This is a genomic window from Mesorhizobium vachelliae (genome assembly GCF_033977325.1).
GTDB classification, from domain to species: domain Bacteria; phylum Pseudomonadota; class Alphaproteobacteria; order Rhizobiales; family Rhizobiaceae; genus Mesorhizobium; species Mesorhizobium vachelliae.
On the sequence record NZ_JAVIIR010000002.1, the window covers coordinates 192,703 to 207,174 of the forward strand.

At 61.9% G+C, this 14,472-nt stretch carries 13 protein-coding genes and 1 tRNA gene; 9 read left to right on the forward strand and 5 right to left on the reverse strand.

Annotated elements, in window-relative coordinates:
• Positions 1 to 182: 182 nt before the first annotated feature.
• Together RFM41_RS04585 and RFM41_RS04590 are read left to right on the forward strand one after the other, a co-directional pair.
• Complete coding sequence (locus RFM41_RS04585; RefSeq protein ID WP_320246635.1) at positions 183 to 2,216, forward strand: lytic transglycosylase domain-containing protein; 2,034 nt, start codon at positions 183 to 185, stop codon at positions 2,214 to 2,216.
• 297 nt (positions 2,217 to 2,513) lie between these two features.
• Positions 2,514 to 3,413, forward strand: a complete 900-nt coding sequence (locus RFM41_RS04590) for an alpha/beta fold hydrolase (RefSeq protein ID WP_320246634.1) — start codon at positions 2,514 to 2,516, stop codon at positions 3,411 to 3,413.
• A 77-nt stretch (positions 3,414 to 3,490) separates the two neighbouring features.
• Here the strand turns inward: RFM41_RS04590 and RFM41_RS04595 are convergent, their stop codons facing one another.
• Both RFM41_RS04595 and RFM41_RS04600 read right to left on the reverse strand, forming a co-directional pair.
• Entirely contained in the window at positions 3,491 to 4,567 is a 1,077-nt protein-coding gene (locus RFM41_RS04595; protein ID WP_320246633.1) for a tyrosine-type recombinase/integrase, read from the reverse strand.
• A 243-nt stretch (positions 4,568 to 4,810) separates the two neighbouring features.
• Complete coding sequence (locus RFM41_RS04600) at positions 4,811 to 5,983, reverse strand: porin (protein WP_320246632.1); 1,173 nt, start codon at positions 5,981 to 5,983, stop codon at positions 4,811 to 4,813.
• Positions 5,984 to 6,432: 449 nt separating this feature from the next.
• On the opposite strand from RFM41_RS04600, the gene RFM41_RS04605 reads away from it, so the two are divergent.
• The 3 genes from RFM41_RS04605 to RFM41_RS04615 all read left to right on the forward strand — a co-directional run bounded on the left by RFM41_RS04605 (position 6,433) and on the right by RFM41_RS04615 (position 8,127).
• Positions 6,433 to 6,523, forward strand: a tRNA-Ser gene (locus tag RFM41_RS04605).
• 94 nt (positions 6,524 to 6,617) lie between these two features.
• Entirely contained in the window at positions 6,618 to 6,869 is a 252-nt protein-coding gene (locus tag RFM41_RS04610; protein ID WP_041008868.1) for a GIY-YIG nuclease family protein, read from the forward strand.
• Between the two features lie 97 nt (positions 6,870 to 6,966).
• Positions 6,967 to 8,127 (forward strand): porin, encoded by a 1,161-nt coding sequence (locus tag RFM41_RS04615; protein ID WP_320246631.1) that lies wholly within the window; start codon positions 6,967 to 6,969, stop codon positions 8,125 to 8,127.
• Positions 8,128 to 8,602: 475 nt separating this feature from the next.
• Here RFM41_RS04615 and RFM41_RS04620 read toward each other — a convergent pair whose 3' ends face one another.
• Positions 8,603 to 10,282 (reverse strand): tetratricopeptide repeat-containing sulfotransferase family protein, encoded by a 1,680-nt coding sequence (locus tag RFM41_RS04620; RefSeq protein ID WP_320246630.1) that lies wholly within the window; start codon positions 10,280 to 10,282, stop codon positions 8,603 to 8,605.
• Positions 10,283 to 10,402: 120 nt separating this feature from the next.
• Between RFM41_RS04620 and RFM41_RS04625 the strand changes: the two genes are divergently transcribed.
• The 4 genes from RFM41_RS04625 (at position 10,403) to RFM41_RS04640 (ending at position 13,838) form a co-directional block, all read left to right on the forward strand.
• A complete protein-coding gene (locus RFM41_RS04625) occupies positions 10,403 to 11,515 on the forward strand; it encodes a pyridoxal phosphate-dependent aminotransferase (RefSeq protein WP_320246629.1) in 1,113 nt (370 codons plus the stop codon).
• 84 nt (positions 11,516 to 11,599) lie between these two features.
• Entirely contained in the window at positions 11,600 to 11,881 is a 282-nt protein-coding gene (locus tag RFM41_RS04630) for an acylphosphatase (RefSeq protein ID WP_320246628.1), read from the forward strand.
• A gap of 96 nt (positions 11,882 to 11,977) precedes the next feature.
• Positions 11,978 to 12,625 (forward strand): TetR/AcrR family transcriptional regulator, encoded by a 648-nt coding sequence (locus tag RFM41_RS04635; protein ID WP_320246627.1) that lies wholly within the window; start codon positions 11,978 to 11,980, stop codon positions 12,623 to 12,625.
• Positions 12,626 to 12,674: 49 nt separating this feature from the next.
• Positions 12,675 to 13,838, forward strand: a complete 1,164-nt coding sequence (locus RFM41_RS04640) for an isovaleryl-CoA dehydrogenase (protein ID WP_320246626.1) — start codon at positions 12,675 to 12,677, stop codon at positions 13,836 to 13,838.
• Here the strand turns inward: RFM41_RS04640 and RFM41_RS04645 are convergent.
• Both RFM41_RS04645 and RFM41_RS04650 read right to left on the reverse strand, forming a co-directional pair.
• The gene (locus RFM41_RS04645; protein ID WP_140807565.1) at positions 13,835 to 14,203 is read right to left on the reverse strand and encodes a type II toxin-antitoxin system HicB family antitoxin; all 369 of its coding nucleotides are present in this window, start codon (positions 14,201 to 14,203) and stop codon (positions 13,835 to 13,837) included. The two genes, RFM41_RS04640 and RFM41_RS04645, sit on opposite strands and share 4 nt — an antisense overlap.
• Positions 14,200 to 14,454, reverse strand: coding sequence for a type II toxin-antitoxin system HicA family toxin (locus tag RFM41_RS04650; protein WP_320246623.1), 255 nt, complete (start codon positions 14,452 to 14,454; stop codon positions 14,200 to 14,202). The genes RFM41_RS04645 and RFM41_RS04650 overlap by 4 nt, the downstream gene beginning before the upstream one ends.
• Between the last annotated feature and the right edge of the window lie 18 nt (positions 14,455 to 14,472).

A 14,472-nucleotide genomic window follows, 5' to 3' on the forward strand; every position in this document is an offset into this window, starting at 1 on the left:
AAAGCGAAGCCGCGCACCATAGTCTCGACATTGTTCAGCGGCAAGCATCACCATGGTGCCAGCAAGCGCAATTCGAACGGCCTCGATAACCTTTTGTTTACGAGCCCTTCACGACCTAAGTTTAGGCTCCGCACAGGGTTCTCAAGTGCCCGCGCCTGCTGACAATGTGCTAGGATCGTAAAATGCCGACGAGGCGGCCTCATCTCTTCGCGCTTTTGGGCGCGATCGTCGCGCTGACGCCAGGCATGGCGATCGGCGGCAGCGTCGACGCGCGCATGACGGCCTCGATCCCGGCTCCCGATGCACCGCAGGCGCCCAGCCCCGCCGCTCCGTCTACCGACATTGCGCAATTGAAGAGCGGGCTCGACGCGCTTGCCGCCAACAACATTGCCGGCGCGCGCAATGCGCGCGACACGCTGCCCGCCACTTCGCTCGACCGGCACATCCTGGCCTGGGCGATCGCGCTTTATGGCGGCGACAAGGTGCCGAGCGGCGAGATTGCCGATGCCGCCAAGATGCTTCCCGGGTGGCCCGGCACGATCGCGCTGCGAAAAAACAGCGAGCGTGCGCTCTATCGCGAGAACCCGCCGCCGCAAGTGGTGGTTCAGGCTTTCGGCCGCAGCCAGCCGCTGACACCCGAGGGCGTCATCATGCTTGCCCGCTCGCAGATGGCGCTGGGCAACCAGGCGGCCGCGCGCGCGGCGCTGGTGCCGCTCTGGCGCAGCGAAAAGCTGGAAGCCAAGGATGAGAATGCCATCATCAAGGAGTTCGGCACGCTGATCCCTGCGGCCGACCATCGCTACCGCATGGAGCGCATGTTCTATGCCGACCGGCCGTCCTCGGCGCTGCGGGTCGCCGGCCTCGCCGGCGCGCAGCCCCTGGCGGATGCCTGGGCGGCCGCCGACAAGGGCGACAAGAACGCCGCCAAGCTGTTGAAGGCGGTGCCCGCGGCGCAGCGCTCGGCAGGCTATTTCTTCGCCGAGGCGGAATATCTGCGCAAGCAGCAGAAATTCGCCGATGCCGCTTCCGTCGTGATGAAGGCACCGACCGACCGCGATTCGCTGGTCGACCCCGATGCCTGGTGGGTCGAGCGCCGCGTGCTGTCGCGCGAGCTGGTCGACCAGGGCGACATGAAGACCGCCTACAAGATCGTCTCCTTGCATGCAGCCGAAAGCCCGGCCAATGCCGCCGAGGCCGAATTCCACGCCGGCTGGTACGCGCTGCGCGGCCTCAACGACCCGGCGACCGCGGCGAGCCACTTCAAGCGCATTACCGAATTCGCCCAGGGACCGGTGTCGCTGTCGCGCGCCTATTACTGGCTCGGCCGCGCGGCGGAAGTCGGCGGTCCGGGCAGTGCCAAGGATTATTTCACGCGCGCGGCCAGCTACGGCACGACCTTCTACGGCCAGCTCGCGGGCGAGCGCGTGGGGCTCAGGACCCTCAACATCGTCTATCCGAAACCGAGCGCCGCCGACCGCCAGAGCTTTGACAACCGAGAAGCAGTCAGCGCGATCAAGCGGCTTCAGGAGGCGGGTTATGACCGCTACGCCGAAACGCTCTACCGCGACCTTGCCGGGCAGCTGACCAGTCCTGGCGAACTGGCGCTGCTGGCGGTGCTGGCCGAAAAGCAGGGCAACCATTTCATGGCGCTGAAGGTCGGCAAGATCGCCGCCCAGCGCGGCATCGATGTCGGCGCGCTGTCGCATCCGCTGGGTGTCATTCCCGATTCGGCCAATATTTCGGGGTCCGGCAAGGCGCTCGCCTATGCCATCGCCCGCCAGGAGAGCGAGTTCAATGTCGGCGCCGTCTCCAGCGCCGGAGCGCGCGGCCTGCTGCAGTTGATGCCGGGCACCGCCAAGCAGCTGGCGAAGAAGGCCGGCATGAGTTTCTCGCAGGCGCGGCTGACGACGGATGCCGGTTACAACGCGACGCTGGGCTCGGCCTTTCTCGGTGAGCAGCTCGACCGCTTCGGCGGCTCCTATGTGCTGACCTTCGCCGGCTACAATGCCGGCCCCAACCGCGCCGCCCAGTGGGTGGCGAAGTATGGCGACCCGCGCGGCAAGGACGTGGACGCCGTCGTCGATTGGATCGAGCGGATTCCCTACACGGAAACGAGAAGCTACGTGCAACGCGTGATGGAGAATTACGAGGTCTACAAGATGCGTATTTCGGGGAAATACGACATCGTCGGAGATCTCGTGAACGGACGGGGTTGAGGTAGCGTCCTCAAGGCGTTCGAGGTCGAGTTCCTTCGCGCCCCCCTCTGTCCTGCCGGACATCTCCCCCACTTGGGGGGAGATCAGCTGTCGCGCCGGCTTTCGCCAATCTCCAGCGCCGCAGAATAGGCGAGGCGTGCGAACTGCCAATCTCCCCCCTCGTGGGGGAGATGTCCGGCAGGACAGAGGGGGGCGCTGTCCCGCCGGCGTGAGATACTTCCATGCGCCGCTCCCCCATTTGACGATCCCTGCCCTCGCCTGTAGCTGTCGATCACCCCAACGAGGAGCGGCATTGCGATGGCGAGCGGCGTAGGCTTTTCCGACTTTTTCTACGCCTCACCTGACGGCCTGAAACTCCATGCCCGGATTTATGGCGAAGCGAATGCCGAAGGCTGGCCGGTCGTCTGCCTGTCCGGCCTCACCCGCAATGCCCGCGACTTCCATGAGCTGGCGCTCCACCTTTCGAGCAAGGGGGAAAGGCCGCGGAAAATCATCGCCTTCGACTACCGTGGCCGCGGGCAATCGGACCACGATCCCGATATCGGCCACTATAATGTCGGGGTCGAAGCCGGAGACGTGCTTGCCGGGCTGTCTGCGCTCGGCATCGAGCAAGCCGCCTTCATCGGCACCTCGCGCGGCGGGCTGATCATCCATGCGCTCGGGGCATTGAAGCCGGGCGTGCTGAAAGCCATCGTGCTGAACGATATCGGCCCGGCGATCGAGGCGGAGGGCCTCGCCCATATCCGCTCCTATCTCGACCGTGCGCCGAAACCGAAGACATTCGCCGAAGCGGTGGATGCCCAGCGGCGCGTGCATGGCGCCGATTTCCCGGCACTCACCGAAGCCGACTGGGCGCGAATGGTCCGGGCAATCTGCCGTGAGACGGAGGCCGGCTGGGTGCCGGATTTCGATCCGGCCCTGGTCGACACGCTGGCCGGCATCGACTTCGGCAAACCGCTACCGGACCTGTGGCCGCAGTTCGACGCGCTCGCCGCCATTCCGCTGCTTGCCGTTCGCGGCGCAAACTCGAAACTGTTTTCCACGGCAACGCTTAAAGAGATGCAGGAGCGGCACCACGGCATGGAATCGATCACCGCCGAAGGCCAGGGCCACGCGCCCTTCCTGGAAACCGGCGAGTTGCCGGAGAAGATCGCCGCATTTTTCGATCAGGTCGAATATCGAGTAGAAATGAAGTAAAGCCCGAGACTACATCAGCCCCGGGCTTACCATCGAAATACAGATTTGCGTCAGCCAGCGGGGTCGATCCGACCGGCCTATTCGCCCTTCGAGCGCTTGCGGGACACATTGACCGGTTCCGACCCCCGCGCTTTGCGAGACGACGGAGCGGAGGTCGGCGTGGGGAGGGGCGAAGCGAACACGGAGCTCCCAGCCGATCGCGACGACGCTTCATCGCCGCGCGGCTTCTCGAGAACGACGACGCAGCCATCGAGATCGTTGGTGGCCAGATGGGCGTAACGCATGGTCATCGACAATGTCTGGTGGCCCAGCCACATCTGGACGCGCCTGATGTCGATACCGCCCTGGACGAGACGTGAAGCGCAAGTGTGACGCAGGATATGCGGCACCACCTGTTCATCGGCGCCGAGACCGACTTCCGTCTTCGCTTCGTTCCAGATCGCGCGGTATTGTGCCTGGGTCAGCATGGCGAACGGGCCTTTCGGCCGGCGTCCTTCCGTGTTCGGCGGCAGCTTGATGACTTCCTTGACGCGTTCGGTCATGGGAATGGTGCGGCTGCGGCCGGATTTGGTGATCCAGAAGGAGACCCGGTGCTCCTGGATGTCGTTCCAGATCAGGCCGAGCGCCTCGCCGAGACGGCAGCCGCTATCGACCAGGAAAACGGAAAGCCTGTAGGCATCCTCGCTGCGGCTCCTGATCGCGGCGAACAGCCTCGCTTCTTCGTCCCTTTCGAGGAAACGAATCCGTCCCGCCCGCTCCTTCTGGCGGCGGAACTCGGGCAGGCTGTGGATATCTCCCATCTTATGCGCCTTACGCAGCAATTTGCTGAGGGCAGCCATCTTGCGATTGATGGTTGCGTTGCTGTTGCCGCGCTGGCGCAATGTTCCGATAAGATTGTCCAGGGTGTTCTGGTCAAAGGTGCTGAAACGTTCCCCGAGTAGGATCTCGTCTATTTCACCGATGAAAGAGCTGACATTGTATTTATGCCGCCCATCATCCCAGAGTATATCTCGATAAGCTACAAAAAGCTCCCCGATCCTATACGATTTTACTTCTCTGATCTTGTTGTATGTGTAGTTAAACTTCGAATTCTGAGAAGAAAAGAACGCAAAATGACCGGAGACCTCGGCCTCTTGAACCGCTTCGTTCGACATTTCTAGCCACACCCCCTGTGGTTAAGGGACCAGCCCTAACCGCTCGGGAGCATCCTTTCAAGAGTTTTGATCACGTATTTGTGATTTCATCCGCCAAGAGGCGGATTCCCACGAAACCGTCCTACGGGATCATCAGCTTACCGTTTCACCCCCATCCTTTCGTTGAATTGCAGCAATCGCGAAAACAAAACGGCCCGGGCGTGGAAGCGCCCGGGCCGGATTTTACCTGTAGGATTCCAGCCCTTAGAAGTCGCGCTGGAAGCGGATGATGCCGCCCCAGTTGTTCTTCTTCTCGGCACCAGCCCACACTGAGCCATTGTCGATGGCGCCCTGACCGACGCGCTGCCAGTCCACTTCCGCCGTGACGGTGAAGCCCGGAACGACAGTGTAAGCGATGTTCGCAGCCAGACCGATGTCCTTCCAGTCGTCATACGAGGCCTGGAGGTTGAACGAGGTCTTCTCGTTGAACTTGTAAGTACCGCCGCCCCAGACAGCCCAGTTGCCGCCCCAGAGCTTGTACATGCCACGACCGTGCGCCGGGATAGCGAAGGATGTGTCGTTGTAGTGGTCGTCGCTGCCATAGCCGCCCATGACCCAGAGCGAGAAAGCGTCGTTGACGTTTACGTCCAGGCGAACCTTGCCGGCGACTTCTTCGTAGTTGCTGTCGTAGGCGACGACGCCAGCGATCGAGCCCCAGCCCTGCGTCCACTTCACGCCGCCGACGACATGCGGAACATAGCTGTCGATCGTGAAGGGGCCGTAACCCTCTTCAAGCGAGACCACAGCCGAGAAGCCGTTACCCGCATCGAAGTAATACTGCACAACGTTTGTGTCGAAGCCGCCATAGGGAACCAGCGTATCCTGGATGACGTTGCCGGCGTAGCCGATGAAGGTATCGAACGCCGATTCGTCCTTACCGACGCGGAGGCCACCAAGCTGAACCCAGGCGAAGTTCAGCGAGACGCCGCTGTTGTGGGCACCAGCGCCGGCGTCGAAGTATCCAGTGGCAGGATTGTAGGTAGCACGACCGCTGGTGGCGCTATTGCCAAAGTTGAAGCGAGTCTCGGTGTAGGTCTTCAACGTGCCGAGCTCGGTTTCTTGACCGGTCCAGGTCTTCAGCGTGAATCGGGCATTCTTCTTCCAAGTGCCCTGGTCGCTGCCGTCACGCACATCGGTTGCGCGAGCGCCATCGAACGAGCCGATGTCACCGAAGCCAGCGTCATAGCGAACATAGCCGCCGATGCGCAGGCAGGTCTCGGTGCCCGGGATATAGAAGTAGCCGGCGCCGTAGACGTCGCAGATCTTGACGTATTCGGCCGGTTCCGGCTCGGCGACGGTCACCGCGTCGGCGGCGCGAGCACCGGAAACTGCGATCAGGGCCGCAGCTGAGCCGAGAAGAAGGCTCTTGATGTTCATTTTCTGACCTCCAGTCAAAAGTTAAAAAACGGGTCTGGGTATTTTTTGCTGAAGGACAGCGTTCCCTGCCCCATCCCCACTACCGAAAAAGATGCGCACCGCGCCGCTCCTTCGAAGCTGACATTACCCATGAGCCGGCGCCGTTCAACCACGATCGTATCGCCGCAAGGGCTGTCCGGGCGCTATCGCCGGGCGTTGTTGCACAAATGACACGATTTGGCCTCACTCAGAAAGCTCTCATTAACCATCGAGGTCCTTGAGGCCCTTGAATCCGAACGAATCCGGCAATGGGTCGACCAAATTGCGGCGCGCCGGCGAGTCGGCCGCCAGCCGGCTGCCGCAGAATCGCCATTTGCGATGACAGGAGTGTGCAGGCTTGCCGATTTTTCGCCGATTATCGCGCCGGCTTGTTGATTGTGCCGGCGCTTTTCTTTATCCAGCGGCGCGACGGAGAGGTGGCCGAGTGGTCGAAGGCGCTCCCCTGCTAAGGGAGTAGAGGTCAAAAGCTTCTCGTGGGTTCGAATCCCATCCTCTCCGCCACCCTACGCCCTGCGGGCTTCGGGTGGCAGGCCACCCGGAACCGCATTTGGGCGTAGGAGTGTCGCCCGAAGCTACGAAGTAGCGTAGGGGGACCATGTGGTACGTCTATTTCCTGCGGCTCCATAATGGCGATGTCTATGTCGGATCGACAAACGATCTTCGACGTCGTTTCGAATCGCACCAATCAGGACAGGTGACTTCGACCAAGGCCTATTTGCCTGTCGCCTTGAAGGCCTACATCGCGGTTGAAACCGAGGCCAACGCCCGGCAACTCGAGCAATATTTCAAGACCGGATCCGGCAAAGCCTTCGCCAACAAACGGTTTTGGCAGACAGAGCGTTACTGACTGATCCACGCTTATCTCCTTGAAACAAAATGGAGAACCGATCAGAGAACTGCCTTCGCTTCGACCTCCTCGTTCGATTCTGACTGGAGGTCAGAAAATGAACATCAAGAGCCTTCTTCTCGGCTCAGCTGCGGCTCTGGTCGCAGTTTCCGGTGCTCGCGCCGCGGACGCGGTGACCGTCGCCGAGCCGGAACCGGCCGAATACGTCAAGATCTGCGACGTCTACGGCGCCGGCTACTTCTATATCCCGGGCACCGAGACCTGCCTGCGCATCGGCGGCTACATCCGCTATGACGCCTCCGGCGGCGATATTGGTTCGTTCGACGGCGCTCGCACGAGCGATGTCGTGAGCGGCAAGGACCAGGGCACCTGGCTGAAGAACACCCGCTTCACGCTGAAGACCTGGACCGGCCAGGAAACCGAGCTCGGCACGTTGAAGACCTATACCGAAATGCGCATGAATTTCGGCAACCACAACACAGACTCGGGCATCGATGGTACCGGGACGTATGGCGTCAACGCTGCCGGCAACAAGGCCTTCGACATCCACTTCGCCTGGATCCAGCTCGGCGGCCTGCGCGTCGGTCTCGACGAATCGGCCTTTGACACGTTCGTCGGCTATGCCGGCAACGTGATCCAGGATACGCTGGTTCCCTATGGCGGCTTCCAGACCAACGAGATCCAGTACAACTTCGACGCCGGCAACGGCATCTCGGCGGTGGTCTCGCTGGAACAGGGTTCGGGCACTTATGCCGGGGCTATCGGCACGATCGACAGCTATGTTCCGCATGTCGTCGGTGGCTTGAAGTGGACGCAGGGCTGGGGTTCAATCTCCGGTGTCGTTGCTTACGACAGCAACTATGAAAACGTGGCCGGCAAGGTTCGCTTGGATGTGAACGTGACCAACGAACTGTCGCTGTTCGGCATGTTCGGCTACGGCAGCAATGGTAAGCTTCACGACGTCGGGCTCGAACGCTCCTTCTACAAGCCGTGGGGCGGCCACTGGGCCTTCTGGGCCGGCGGCACCTACAAGTTCAGCGACAAGGCTTCGTTCAACCTCCAGGTCTCGGGCGACCAGTTCAAGAACTACGGCCTTGCAGCTAACGTTGCCTATACCGTCGTTCCCGGTCTCACGATCACGCCGGAAGTTGATTTCCTCCACGATGGCAGGTTCGGCGATCTGGACAATTCCAACTGGACCGGTGCTAACAAGAAGAACAGCTGGGGTGGTATCATCCGCTTCCAGCGCGACTTCTAAGACCAGATATTTCTGGGGAGACAGGAGAACCCGGCGGGCAACCGCCGGGTTTTTCATTGGACCCGACACCTCATACCAGCTTGCCGCACGCCCTGCGGCTAAGTCGCCTTTTCCGCAAACCGCTTGGCGATCGTGTTTGATTGCTTTGGGGCAGCTCCGGCCGAAACCGTCGGGAATCACAGACTTACCGCATACCACGCGTCCATTCGGACGCAAGACAGCTGCGGCGCTCGGTTAGAGCGATTTTGGAAGATGGACCGCTTCAGGTCGGGCGCAGCCGATACCTGTTTGCAGCAACCGGCCTCACGCGATGGCAGCATCCATGCTAAAGCGCATCGCGATCTTTCAGATTCGCTCCATGCGCTTTAGGTTTTTGATTTTGCGCATGTCTTTGCCCCGAAACCGGTTACCACTTTCGGGAGACACGCTTTAATTCATGAAAATAGCCATGCCAATACCGCGGCCTAACCGAAGATCAGGTGTCGGCGAGGTCGCCCAACGCCTCAATCAAAGGCTGGATCTCAGTTTCGTAATTCTTCCAGCGCTTCACGGAGGATTTGTAGATCGGCTGACGAACCTGCCAGCGGCTGGGCGTGGTGACCGCCCCTTCCCTGTCGAAGAAGCGCAAGCAGGCATCATCCCACGGCAGCCCCAGATAATCGATGAGCCGGCGCGACTGTGCCTCCTGGTCCTCGACAAGTGTCTCGTAGCGATTCTCCAAGATACGGCCTGGGAACACCTCGTTCCAGTGACGCATCAAGCGGTCGTATTCGCGATAGTAGAGGCCAAGCGCCTGCAGGTCCGTATTGTAGCTGTGCGCCGAGCTGAACGGCAGGACGTAACACGATACGCAATTGTCGATTGCATCGCGGCGGCAGTGAATGATGCGCGCCTTGGGGAAGAAAAGGGTGAGAAGGCCGATCAATTCGAAATTGTGCGGCATCTTGTCGATGATGCGCTGCGCGGTCGGGGCACGCTCCCGCAGATAGGAAAGGTGCTCTTCGGCCAACGTCTTGGATAAGTCCTCGGTGATCGTCGTGATCGGCTTGTTGAAATCGGAGGCTGAGGGTTTCAGACCGATCGCATTCGCCACCCGCCTCAGTTTGCTCAGCTCGCCCGCCCCGTGAACCTCGGGATGACTGGCGCATATCTGTTCGGTAAGCGTGGTCCCCGAGCGCGGCATGCCCACCACGAACGCAGGTGTTTCGGAAGGGTTGCCATAGCCAGACCTTGCGGCAAACAGCTCCGGCGTGAAGGTCTCGATCGTCAGGTCTATGAAACGACGATACTGGTCGATGTCGAATTGGTAGCCTTGCGCTTGCTTCGCCTTCTTGAAGTGGTCGAAGGCCTCCGCATAACGCTTGAGGTCGTTCTCCACCTTACCGGCGGCGTAGTTGAGACTTGCTTTGGCCTCCGGCTTAAGCCCGGGACTGTTCAGCTCGCGAAGGATCGCCTGGAATTCGGCGGGCTCCTCAGTGAATTTGCGGGTTTGCACAAGGTCGTAGTAGGCGGCCGCCACGTCGATGCGGCGTTCGATGGCCTCCTTGAGATAGGAAGCCGCCTCATCCATGCGTCCAAGGCCAGTGAGCGCAGCCGCTATTCCGATCCGCGCCTTGGGATGGTCGCGGTTAATCTTCAGCGCCTTGTCATACAGCGGCAACGCCAGATCGGGCTTGTCGAACTCGGTATAAACGCGCCCCAAGGCACAGAGGGCCTCCACAAGATCGGGCTGCACCTCCAATGCGTATTGCATGTGCTTTATGGCCGCTGAGAATTCACTCAGCTTCCCGTAGGCCTCACCTAGACTAAGATGGTAGTAGGGGTTTCCGGGCTCCTCGCCGACTGCGCGTCCGAAATAGCGCAGGGCCGCTTCGTCGTCGTAGCCCAGACAAACGGTGCCCATGATGTAGAGCGCCAGCGGATGATTTGGCGTTCGAGCCAGCACCTCCAAACACAGGTCCTGTGCTTCATCGAGCCGCTTGGCTTGCTGATGCTCGTAGGCTTTCTTCAGCAACGCGTCATCGGCCTGCGCGCGGGCAAACGAACTCGCTTTCTGGAGAGTCGGTTGCGGCGGACTTGCCTGTGGCCATCTGGGTTTTGGCGCAGGGCCGGATTTGAGATGTTTGGACCAGGCAGGCGGCAGACGGGTGCTCATGGCATCTGCTAGCAAAAAGAACCCGGGGAATCCAGCCCGAGCCGCCGCCATGCTGCACCAGCCTTGCACCCCTGCTCTGCCCGAGCTAGCAAGGAGCTTTCTCACAAGCGAGCTTTTGCCATGCGCCAGCGCCCTTCCCTCACGCCGATCATCGGCGCGCTTCCCACCACGGTGCCCTTCGTCGGCCCGGAGGCGCAGGAGCGCGAGCGCGGCCGGCCGTTTCGCGCCCGCATCGGCGCCAATGAAAGCAGTTTCGGACCTTCGCCGCGTGTCATCGCCCGCATGGAGAGCGTCGCCCGCGATCAGTGGATGTATTGCGATCCCGACAACTACGAACTGAAAGTGGCGGCCGCTGCGCATCACGGCGTGGCTGTCGAAAATGTGGTCGTGGGCGAAGGCATCGACGGGCTGCTCGGCCTGGTGGCGCGCATGTATGTCGGCCCCGGCGATGCCGTAGTCACCTCGCTCGGCGCCTACCCCACCTTCAATTTCCACATCGCGGGCGTCGGCGGCCGGCTGGTGACGGTCCCCTATTGCGATGACAAGGAAGACCTGGACGGTCTTCTCGCCAAGGTCGCGAGCGAAAAGGCGCCGCTGGTCTATCTCTCCAATCCCGACAATCCGATGGGAAGCTGGTGGGAGGCGCCGGATGTCGTGCGCTTCATCGAGGCGCTGCCGGAAACCACCATGCTGGTGCTCGACGAGGCCTATGGCGAGCTGGGACCGGCCTCGGCGCTGCCGGCGATCGATGTCTCGCGGCCGAACGTCATCCGCATGCGCACCTTCTCCAAGGCCTACGGCCTGGCCGGCATACGCTGCGGCTACGCCGTGGCGGAGGCAGAGGTGATCCGCGACTTCGAGAAGATCCGCAACCATTACGGCGTCAGCCGCATGGCGCAGATCGCCGGCCTCGAGGCGCTTGCCGACCAGGACTACCTGCGCTCGGTGGTGGCGCGCGTGGCGGCGGGCCGCGAGCGCATTTCGGAGATCGCCAGGCAGAATGGCCTGAAGCCATTGCCGTCGGCGACCAATTTCGTCACCATCGACTGCGGCCGCGACGGCGCCTTCGCGCTGAAGGTGATGCAGAACCTGTTGTCGCGCGACGTGTTCATCCGCAAGCCGATGGCGCCACGGCTCGACCGCTGCGTCCGGGTGAGCGTCGGCCTCGACCATGAGCTGGACATCTTCGCCGAGGAACTGCCGGGCGCCCTGGCGGCGGCGCGGGGGAATTAAGTTCCACCGCATCTGACGGCGTCCAGCCTGTTGCCTTTGACTGGTCCTGTGCCAGATTCCGGTAAGATGCATGGAGTGTGAGTGATGCCGGGCCAACAACGTGCCGTTCGGGCGCGCATTTCCGGTATGGTGCAAGGTGTGAGCTACCGTGTCTGGACGCGCGGCGAAGCCATGCGTCTCGGGCTTACGGGTTGGGTGCGCAATGAGCGTGACGGCTCGGTCACCGCGCTGATTGCCGGCGCCGATGCCGCGGTCACGGCGATGATCGAACGCCTGTGGCAAGGGCCGCGGGGCGCGCTGGTCTCGAAGGTCGAGATCGAGGAAGCGGCCGACGAGGCGCCTGCGGATTTCAGGATCATCGTCTAATCTCATTTGACCTCCGCAAGCCAAGGCGAGGAGCGAGTGTATGATCCATCTTGAATTAATTGAACGTTCGTTTTATTAATGCCGCTGGAGGCGATCATGGCGCGCACAACTGGCTCCGATGGGGAAAAAACCGAAGCGGCCGTCCGCGAGGCGGCGGTCAGCCTGATCGCGCGGCTGGGCTATGAGGCGATGTCGATGCGGCAGCTGGCGGCGGAGGTCGGCGTGCAGGCGGCTGCGCTCTATCGCTATTTCCCGACCAAGCAAGACCTTCTGTTCACGCTGATGCGCGAGCATATGGAAGGCCTGCTCGATGCCTGGAGCACGGCGCGGCCGGCCACCGCCGATCCGGTGAGTCGGCTCGCCGCCTATGTCGAGAACCACATCGCTTTCCACATCGAGCGGCGTCACGCCACCCATGTCTCGAACATGGAATTGCGCAGCCTTTCGCATGAAAGGCTGACGCAGATCCTCAAGATGCGCACGGCCTACGAAAAGGAGCTGCGCACGATCCTGCGCGACGGCACCGAGGCCGGTGCGTTCAGCATCGACGACACCGGGCTCACCGCGATGGCGCTGATCCAGATGATGACCGGCGTCATCGTCTGGTTCCGGCCAGGCGAGCGGCTGTCGGTCGCTGAAGTCACGGCATCATATCTTTCGATGACAATGCGCCTGGTCGGCGCGACAATCAGCCATGGCACCGCGCGTCCGTACGGGCGCGCCGGAGACGCCGTGGCACTCTGATACAGCCATGATCCCCGCGAAGACCGGGGCGTGCGCAGGGAGGAACGGCATGTATACCAACACGCTCAGCTTCGGACTTGATCCCGACATCGAGGCGCTGCGCGATACGGTGCGGCGCTTCGCCCAGGACAGGATTGCGCCGATCGCGGCCGAGATCGATCGCTCCAACGAGTTCCCGGCGCATCTGTGGGGCGAGATGGGCGCGCTCGGCTTGCTCGGCATCACCGCCGATCCGGACTTCGGTGGCAGCGGCATGGGCTATCTCGCACATGTGGTTGCAATGGAAGAAGTCTCCCGCGCATCGGCCTCGGTCGGCCTCTCCTACGGCGCGCATTCGAATCTCTGCGTCAACCAGATCAATCGCTGGGCCACGCCGGCACAGAAGGAGAAGTACCTGCCTGCCCTTTGCTCGGGCGAAACCGTCGGCGCGCTGGCGATGTCGGAACCGGGCGCCGGCTCGGACGTGGTATCGCTCAGGTTGCGCGCCGAAAAGCGCAACGACCGCTACGTGCTCAACGGCTCGAAAATGTGGATCACCAACGGCCCGGACGCCGGAACGATGGTGGTCTATGCCAAGACCGATCCGGAACGTCATTCGCGCGGCATCACCGCTTTCATCGTCGAGAAGACGATGGCCGGCTTTTCGGTCGCGCAGAAGCTCGACAAGCTCGGCATGCGCGGCTCCAACACCGGCGAGCTCGTCTTCGAGGATGTCGAGGTGCCGTTCGAGAACGTGCTGCATGAGGAAGGGCGCGGTGTCGAGGTGTTGATGTCGGGGCTCGACTATGAGCGAGCGGTGCTTTCCGGTGGCCCGATCGGGCTGATGGCTGCCTGCCTCGACGTCGCTGTGCCTTACGTGCATGAGCGCAAGCAGTTCGGCCAGCCGATCGGCACGTTCCAGCTGGTGCAGGGCAAGCTCGCAGACATGTACTCGACGATGAACGCCGCCCGGGCTTACGTCTATGCGGTGGCCGCCGCCTGCGACCGCGGCGAGACCACGCGCAAGGACGCCGCCGGCTGCGTGCTCTTCGCCGCCGAAAAGGCGACGCAGATGGCGCTCGACGCCATCCAGCTGCTCGGCGGCAACGGCTACATCAACGACTACCCGACCGGCCGGCTGCTGCGCGACGCCAAGCTCTACGAGATCGGCGCCGGCACCAGCGAGATCCGCCGCTGGCTGATCGGCCGCGAGATCATGGCGGAGGGGGTTTAGTGCGCCCGGCTCGTCACCTTCGTCGAGCTTTCATCAACCCGCTTGCGGGCAGCTTCGGCGAGCGTGTCCGACACCCACTGATTGATCGATTTACCGTCGCTCGCCGCCGCCTTGCCCAGCAAGGCATGAATTTCAGGCGTGGTGCGAAGCGCGAGCTTGCCGGAATAAGGCTTCTGCGGATCGACGCCACGCTCCTTGCAAAAGGCGAGGTAATCATCGACGCTGTCGTGAAACGACTTCACCAGTTCCTCGGCGGTTTCGGCTTCGAAAGTGACAATGTCTCGGATACCGAGGATGCGGCCGTGGAACACCATGTCCTCATCATCGAATTCGATCGATCCGGCATATCCCTTGTAAAGCTTCATGGCCTTATCCCAACGTTTGTCAAAATTCGCGGATGTTCCCTGATCAACCACCGCTTGGTGTCGGGCGATGGATGGGGCCGGTGCAGGAACAGCGTCTGGTCGGCAATGGTGAACCGGAACCGCGAGCCGCTACCTTCCGAAACCTCAGCTCCAAGCGCGATCAGCAACGCTTCAACATCGCGCCATTTGATCGAGGCGCTGACCGGGTTCGCAAATATCTTGTTCAGCGTCTGCCGGTGCGCTGCTTTCATGGCTTTCGCTCTCCCCAA

Excerpts from the sequence above, each read along its gene's own strand:
- RFM41_RS04585 (WP_320246635.1), top strand. The coding sequence starts at position 183 with ATGCCGACGAGGCGGCCTCATCTCTTCGCGCTTTTGGGCGCGATCGTC.
- RFM41_RS04590 (WP_320246634.1), top strand. The coding sequence starts at position 2,514 with ATGGCGAGCGGCGTAGGCTTTTCCGACTTTTTCTACGCCTCACCTGAC.
- RFM41_RS04595 (WP_320246633.1), bottom strand. The coding sequence starts at position 4,567 with ATGTCGAACGAAGCGGTTCAAGAGGCCGAGGTCTCCGGTCATTTTGCG.
- RFM41_RS04600 (WP_320246632.1), bottom strand. The coding sequence starts at position 5,983 with ATGAACATCAAGAGCCTTCTTCTCGGCTCAGCTGCGGCCCTGATCGCA.
- RFM41_RS04610 (WP_041008868.1), top strand. The coding sequence starts at position 6,618 with ATGTGGTACGTCTATTTCCTGCGGCTCCATAATGGCGATGTCTATGTC.
- RFM41_RS04615 (WP_320246631.1), top strand. The coding sequence starts at position 6,967 with ATGAACATCAAGAGCCTTCTTCTCGGCTCAGCTGCGGCTCTGGTCGCA.
- RFM41_RS04620 (WP_320246630.1), bottom strand. The coding sequence starts at position 10,282 with ATGAGCACCCGTCTGCCGCCTGCCTGGTCCAAACATCTCAAATCCGGC.
- RFM41_RS04625 (WP_320246629.1), top strand. The coding sequence starts at position 10,403 with ATGCGCCAGCGCCCTTCCCTCACGCCGATCATCGGCGCGCTTCCCACC.
- RFM41_RS04630 (WP_320246628.1), top strand. The coding sequence starts at position 11,600 with ATGCCGGGCCAACAACGTGCCGTTCGGGCGCGCATTTCCGGTATGGTG.
- RFM41_RS04635 (WP_320246627.1), top strand. The coding sequence starts at position 11,978 with ATGGCGCGCACAACTGGCTCCGATGGGGAAAAAACCGAAGCGGCCGTC.
- RFM41_RS04640 (WP_320246626.1), top strand. The coding sequence starts at position 12,675 with ATGTATACCAACACGCTCAGCTTCGGACTTGATCCCGACATCGAGGCG.
- RFM41_RS04645 (WP_140807565.1), bottom strand. The coding sequence starts at position 14,203 with ATGAAGCTTTACAAGGGATATGCCGGATCGATCGAATTCGATGATGAG.
- RFM41_RS04650 (WP_320246623.1), bottom strand. The coding sequence starts at position 14,454 with ATGAAAGCAGCGCACCGGCAGACGCTGAACAAGATATTTGCGAACCCG.